Origin of the sequence: Neptunitalea chrysea (genome assembly GCF_027924145.1) — a bacterium.
Lineage (GTDB): Bacteria > Bacteroidota > Bacteroidia > Flavobacteriales > Flavobacteriaceae > Neptunitalea > Neptunitalea chrysea.
Genome location: NZ_BRVP01000086.1, coordinates 1 through 364 on the forward strand (window position 1 = coordinate 1; position 364 = coordinate 364).

1 protein-coding gene is annotated in these 364 nt (G+C 31.9%); it reads left to right on the forward strand.

The genetic code is table 11. From position 1 onward, the window contains the following. On the forward strand, window positions 1-364 hold a 364-nt coding region (locus NBRC110019_RS16820; protein ID WP_281756626.1), incomplete at both ends, for an integrase core domain-containing protein.

Here is a 364-nt window from a genome sequence, read left to right on the forward strand (position 1 = left end):
ATATGAGTGCAGAGAATGTGGTTAAAGCACTAAATATGGCTATAGATAAAAGAACGACCAAACTTCCCTTGATTCATCATTCAGACAGAGGTTTACAGTATTGTTCTAAGCTATATCAAGAGGTGCTTAAAAACAACCACATTACTCCATCAATGACCGATGGATATGATTGTTATCAAAATGCTTTAGCTGAAAGAATTAATGGAATACTAAAACAAGAGTTCCTAATTTATAAATGTAAAAACAATAAAGTGCTTGCCAAGCTTATAAAAGAGTCCATTGATATTTACAATAATTTAAGACCGCACTTGAGTTTACATATGAAAACACCTAACTTTATACATAACAAAAAAACCAGAGAGGC